Origin of the sequence: Microcoleus pseudofavosus SVA1_A4 (genome assembly GCF_036700565.1) — a bacterium.
Lineage (GTDB): Bacteria > Cyanobacteriota > Cyanobacteriia > Cyanobacteriales > Microcoleaceae > Microcoleus.
Window position 1 is genome coordinate 104,888 of sequence record NZ_JAUBPE010000015.1, and the last position, 6,000, is coordinate 110,887.

Annotated in this window: 5 protein-coding genes; all 5 read left to right on the forward strand. The window is 43.8% G+C overall.

All coding sequences use genetic code 11. From position 1 onward, the window contains the following. The first annotated feature begins 20 nt into the window (after positions 1 to 20). Positions 21 to 2,315 (forward strand): ATP-binding protein, encoded by a 2,295-nt coding sequence (locus tag QUA02_RS09190; RefSeq protein ID WP_333026848.1) that lies wholly within the window; start codon positions 21 to 23, stop codon positions 2,313 to 2,315. Between the two features lie 78 nt (positions 2,316 to 2,393). Continuing rightward, on the forward strand, positions 2,394 to 3,773 hold the full coding sequence (locus QUA02_RS09195; protein WP_333026850.1) for a hybrid sensor histidine kinase/response regulator: 1,380 nt from the start codon (positions 2,394 to 2,396) through the stop codon (positions 3,771 to 3,773). A 286-nt stretch (positions 3,774 to 4,059) separates the two neighbouring features. Continuing rightward, positions 4,060 to 4,482: a BlaI/MecI/CopY family transcriptional regulator gene (locus tag QUA02_RS09200; RefSeq protein ID WP_333026851.1), complete on the forward strand. Its 423-nt coding sequence runs from the start codon at positions 4,060 to 4,062 to the stop codon at positions 4,480 to 4,482. Then, positions 4,482 to 5,336 carry a M56 family metallopeptidase gene (locus QUA02_RS09205; RefSeq protein ID WP_333026852.1) on the forward strand — a complete coding sequence of 285 codons (855 nt, stop codon included), beginning with the start codon at positions 4,482 to 4,484 and terminating at the stop codon, positions 5,334 to 5,336. Before QUA02_RS09200 ends, QUA02_RS09205 begins: the two co-directional genes overlap by 1 nt. A gap of 194 nt (positions 5,337 to 5,530) precedes the next feature. After that, positions 5,531 to 5,791, forward strand: coding sequence for a DUF4058 family protein (locus tag QUA02_RS09210; protein WP_333026853.1), 261 nt, complete (start codon positions 5,531 to 5,533; stop codon positions 5,789 to 5,791). Positions 5,792 to 6,000: the final 209 nt, after the last annotated feature.

Sequence of the window (6,000 nt, forward strand, 5' to 3'; positions counted from 1 at the left end):
ACTATAAACATATCCACACCATGAAAAATTGGAACCTCAGCACAAAAATTATTGCTTCCTATTCAGTGCTAATTGCGGTGATGGCTGCTACATTGGCTTCAGGAATGTACTGGCAGTTGTATTCTGCTCAACGGCAGGGGATTCGGAATCGACTGTTGGCAATTGTTAGTCTTGCCGTTCCCCAAATCGACAGCGATTATCACGGTTTGATTGTCCAGCCGAGCGATCGCACCTCAGCGTTTTACAAAGTAAATCAAGATCGACTTGTCACTATTCAATCCGCCAGTCCAGATATCAAACGTGTTTATACAGTCCGCCAACAACCAGATAAAAAGTTTATCTATGTCTTAAATTACGACCCCGGCGATCGAGACCAAACCGTATTGATTGGTAAGGAGTACAACCAAGAACTAGATAACTTAGAGGCAGCAGTTGCCAACAAAGTCCCATTTGTAGCGTATAATAATTTTCATAGAACTGATAAAGGGGAGTTTGTTCTCTACGGCTATGCTCCTATTACCAATCTTCAGGGCCGGGTAAATGGATACTTAGTTATTGAACTAGATGCCAGTATTATCATCAAGCGCGAATATTGGACGGCGGTATTTGCTCTGGCAACTGTGGTGATTTTGTTGCTATTGACCATAATTTTAGTGCGTTGGCTTTCCCAATCCCTGGTAGTGCAACCAATCTTACAACTTAACAGCGCGGCCAAGCAATTAGCAACGGGAAACTGGAATGCGAGTCTCCCCAGCGATCGCGTTGATGAACTGGGAGAACTTTCCGAATCTTTTAATAGCATGGCTAGACAGTTGCAAACCTCCTTTGCAACCCTAGAACAAAAGGTAGAAGCACGGACTGTAGAACTGGCAGCAGCAAAAGAGAAAGCCGATGCTGCCAACCAAGCAAAGAGCAGTTTCCTCGCCAACATGAGCCACGAGTTGCGGACACCATTGAATGGCATCCTTGGCTATGCCCAAATTCTCCAAACTGGCGAACCCCTAACAGAACGAGGTAAAAAAGGCATAGGCGTTATCTATCAGTGCGGCAATCATTTACTCAACCTCATCAACGATATTCTTGACCTCAGCAAAATCGAAGCCCGCAAATTGGAAGTGCATCCCAGCGATGTGCATTTCCCTACCTTGCTCGAAAGCGTTGCCGAGATGATGAGCGTTCGCGCTAGCCAAAAAGAAATTTTCTTTACCTATAAACCTGATGCTGATTTGCCGGCGGGCATAAAAGTTGATGAAAAGCGCCTGCAACAGGTGTTGATTAATTTGTTGGGCAATGCGATTAAATTTACTGACAAAGGAGGTGTAACTTTTGTCGTGAAAACTCACAAATTAGAGCCGACTGAAAGCTATAAAATTCGCTTTGAGATCCAAGATACAGGAGTCGGCATCTCATCAGATGGACTCGCAAAAATATTCCAACCTTTTGAACAGGTGGGTGATGTGAAGAAACAAGGAGAAGGGACTGGACTGGGATTGGCAATCAGTCAGCAAATTGTTTCTCTGCTGGGTAGCACTCTCCATGTTGAAAGCGAATTTGGAAAAGGCAGTACATTTTGGTTTGAGATGGAAATTCCAGAAGCTAAAGAATGGGCAACGAGTCTGCGAACTACCCAGAAAGGCACGATCGTGGGATTCTCCGGCCGCCAGCGCCTACTGCTGGTGGTGGACGATCGCTGGGAGAATCAGTCGGTGTTGATTAGTTTACTGGAACCTTTGGGTTTTGCTGTGATCGCTGTCAACAACGGTCAAGAAGGATTGGCTAAAATGCAGGAGACTCGTCCTGACCTGATTATTACAGACTTGATGATGCCAATGATGGATGGCTATGAGATGCTGCGACAGGTGCGACAGATGCCAGAATTGAAAGATATTCCGGCGATCGCTTCTTCAGCAAGCGTGTTTGCCAGCAATCAGAATGAGAGTATTGAAGCGGGAGCCAATGCTTTTTTGCCGAAGCCCGTACAAGCTCCAGATTTGCTAAAGATGTTGGAGAAGTACCTGGCTATAGAATGGATTTACGAGCAAAACTCTATAGAGCCGATCGCAGTCAACTCTCTGGAAACATCCCCGTCAACTTCAGATGCGATCGTGCCACCGGACAATGACGTTTTAACTCAGTTGCACACCTTGGCTTTGCAGGGACGCTTAATGGCGATCGAGCAACAGATCGAGATTTTAGAAACAGGAGATGGAAAATACCAACCCTTTGTGCAAGAACTGCGTCAGTATGTAGATAATTTTGAGATTGAAAAAATTAAAAGCTTTCTGGAAAATTATCTCGATAGGGCGGAAAATTAATCTACCATTTTTACTATTTCATTACTGTTTGAATAACCATAAGATTTAATAAGCATGACAAAACTTGCGGCAAATACAATGGCACTTAAAGATTCTATTTCAACGGTATTTGACAATAGCATTATCATGATCGTGGATGATATGCCAAATAATTTAAAAGTCCTTTCATCTGTATTAGCCGATGCTGGTTTGGAAGTAGCGATCGCCACCAGCGGACAAGGCGCACTCCAACAACTCGAACATACTCCCGTTTCCTTAATTCTTCTAGATGTAATGATGCCCGGTATAGATGGCTTTGAAACCTGTCGGCGCATCAAAGCAAATCCAAAAACCCAAAATATTCCTGTTATCTTCATCACCGCTCTGTCTGAAGCGATCGACAAAGTTCAAGGTTTCGATCTCGGAGCCGTTGACTACATTACCAAACCTTTTCAACAAGGTGAAGTTTTAGCGCGGGTGCGGACTCACCTCAAGCTCAACCAATTGAGCCAGACTCTCGAATTTAAAAATACAGAATTGCAGCAACTTACTGAAAAACTAGAACAACGAGTCATGGAAAGAACTCACGAATTATTTACACAAAAACGAAATCTAGAACAAACACTCTTGGAACTCCAACAAGCTCAAGTCCAACTTGTCAAAAGTGAAAAAATGTCGGCATTAGGTAATCTTGTCGCTGGGATCGCCCATGAAATGAATAATCCTTTGGGCTTTATTTCTGCTAGTCTCAAACAAGCTAAACCTACTATAGCCGAGCTGATTGAACACTTGAGATTGTATCAAGAAATTCTCCCCAATCCGAGTGATAAAATTCTTGACCATGCTGAAAAAATAGACTTAGACTATACTTTAGAAGATTTGCCCAAGGTAATTGATTCAATGGGGGTGGCGTGCGATCGCCTCAAATGTATCAGCACCAGCCTCCGAACCTTCTCCCGTGCTGACACAGACCATCCCGTAGCTTGCAATATCCACGATGGTATTGATAGCACAATTATGATCCTCAAGCATCGCCTCAAAGCTTCGGAATCTCGCCCCGAAATTGCGGTCATTAAGGACTATGGCGATCTACCTAAAGTGGAGTGCTACGCCGGACAGTTGAATCAGGTGTTTATGAATCTGTTGGCAAATGCGATCGATGCTTTAGATGAATCAAATCAAGGGATGAGTTATCAAGATATCGCAAATAAAATTATTATTAAAACCGAGTTATCGCTCGATCGCAAACAAGTAATAATTCGGATTAAAGATAACGGTTTTGGTATGAGCGAGCAGGTGCGGGAGAAGATTTTTGATGATTTATTTACTACGAAGGGAGTAGGAAAAGGGACGGGGTTAGGGTTGGCGATCGCGCATCAAATTGTTGTTGAGAAACATGGGGGTGCGCTCGATGTGAATTCCGCACTGGGTCAAGGGACTGAATTTGCGATCGTTCTGCCAGTCTGTTCCCTCAACTAGGCACACTAACCTTATACAGCAGACTTGATATGACAGGTAGCGCAGGAAAAATTGCCTCTAACTGACAGGCGTTTTTCGTAATACTAAGTTTGGTAATTTTTGCCTGATTCTTACACTTCTTCGCTTGAATTGTCAAATGACGGCTTGTAAAACTTGTAAATAACAGGATTTATGATTAACTTTTTCTAAAGAAACACTCATCATCACCGTAAATGATGTAAGCTCGACAAACAATTACCTATATGGTAACTCAATCTAAAATCTAAAATCTAAAATCTAAAATAGAATGAATCCTCTGCCAAGTTACCGCCCCAAACAACTTTCCCTCGGCCCTTTGGAAGCAGAGATTTTGAACATAGTTTGGGAACTAGAAATTGCTAGAGTGAAAGACGTGCACGATCGCATTTTGTCCGATCCCGATCGAGAATTGGCTTACGCTTCAGTAACAACAGTGCTGCGGCGCCTGACAGACAAAGGTTGGCTGGTTTGCGACAAAACAGAACGGACGTTCACTTGGCAACCTTTAGTTTCTTGCGAAGAAGCTCGATCGCTCTTGGCTTACGATCGATTGCAGAAATTTCTAGCAGTAGGCAATCCCGATATTGTAGCAGCATTTGCGGACAGCCTCGATCGAGCAACTGTCGAACAATTAGAAGAAATTGCCCTTCGCATTCAAGCTGTCCGCCAAGCCCGGGAGGAGCAAAAATAATGCACTTAATCCTAATTTTAACTGCACTGATTGCTGCTTGCTGCCTGAGATTGAGATGGTCTGTTCCTCAAGGAAATTGGACCCGCCGCTGGCAGCGATCGCTCTTGTTATTCCTGTTTCCCCCTCTGTTATTGCTCGCCACAGCTCTAGCAATTTTATTCATGGGAATTCAAGGACAAATGGTAGGAATCCAGATCGTAGGAATTGAGGAAGGGTGGTTGAGCTACTTGCTAGCTGTAACTTTTTTAATAATAGCAGCATTTTGGTGCATTAAACTAGCCGCCAAGGGCATTTTATTTTTAAATCAAATTCGCAATTGCCCGCAGAAAGAAATAGCCGGAAAAACAGTCATAATTCTCGACACCCAGGCTCTATTTTCGGCTTTAGTTGGTTTTTGGCAACCTGAATTTGCAGTCACTTCGGGGTTGTTGAAAACCCTCGCCCCAGCTCACTTGCAAGCAGTAATTGCCCACGAACAAGCGCACTACTATTACCGCGATACTTTCTGGTTTTTCTGGCTGGGATGGCTGCGGCAAATCACGGCTTGGCTGCCGAATACGCAAGCTTTGTGGGAAGAGTTATTAACGCTGCGGGAATTGCGGGCTGATGCTAAGGCGGCGGCGGGAGTAGATTCTTTGTTATTAGCAGAAGCTTTGCTGTTGGTAGCGAGCTATCCGCATCGATATTTTGATATAGCTTGCGTTGTTGGTGCTGCGGGAGCGCCCAATAGATTGGGAGAGAGAATAGATGCGCTTTTGACAGGGGCAGAAACGCCGCTAAAACCGAATAAGTGGTTTTGGAGTTGGCTGATTTTAACGCTTTTGCCTTTAGTAACTGTTCCGTTTCACAGTTAATACAAGTGGCGATATAGCAATCCTAAATGAGTCGTAAATTTTTTACCCCACCCCAACCCTCCCCTTACCAAGGGGAGGGAGTCAGAAATTTACAAATGATTTAGGATTGCTATAGAACAAACATTGTCTTCATCCCTGCCGAAGTTCTAAAATAAGTATTGCATCAAGCAAAGTTAACGAGTGAGGCGAAAGAAATGCCCTCCCCATTTCCGGGAATGAATCCCTATTTAGAACAACCTGAATTTTGGTCAGAAGTTCACAGCCGCGCGATCGTAGCGGCCGCGATCGCGATCGAACCTGAATTAAATCCGAACTATCGAGTTGCGGTAGAAAAGCGGATCTATCTGGGCGCATCCTCTGAATTAGTAGGAATTCCCGACATTTCCCCCGTCTCCAAACAGTCAAACCCAACTCCACCGGTTTCTGCTACTGCTACCCCATTACTCACAAGTTAAGCTAAAAACACTGTTGTCAATGAGTAATCTTACTCATTTTTTACCGAGATCCCAATTAAAATATGACTCCATTTGTTCATTCATTATTGAAAAAAAATTGTTCGGGACTTCTTTGAGTTCCTGGGAAAGGAGAAATAATTAGCCTGATATGAGGTTTTCGCTGTCGCTTAACAATCCCTAGATCTTGATTTTTCGCGTCGGCAAAATAC

Bases quoted from the DNA above. Each gene is read 5' to 3' on its own strand.
- QUA02_RS09190 (WP_333026848.1), top strand. From the start codon at position 21: ATGAAAAATTGGAACCTCAGCACAAAAATTATTGCTTCCTATTCAGTG.
- QUA02_RS09195 (WP_333026850.1), top strand. From the start codon at position 2,394: ATGGCACTTAAAGATTCTATTTCAACGGTATTTGACAATAGCATTATC.
- QUA02_RS09200 (WP_333026851.1), top strand. From the start codon at position 4,060: ATGAATCCTCTGCCAAGTTACCGCCCCAAACAACTTTCCCTCGGCCCT.
- QUA02_RS09205 (WP_333026852.1), top strand. From the start codon at position 4,482: ATGCACTTAATCCTAATTTTAACTGCACTGATTGCTGCTTGCTGCCTG.
- QUA02_RS09210 (WP_333026853.1), top strand. From the start codon at position 5,531: ATGCCCTCCCCATTTCCGGGAATGAATCCCTATTTAGAACAACCTGAA.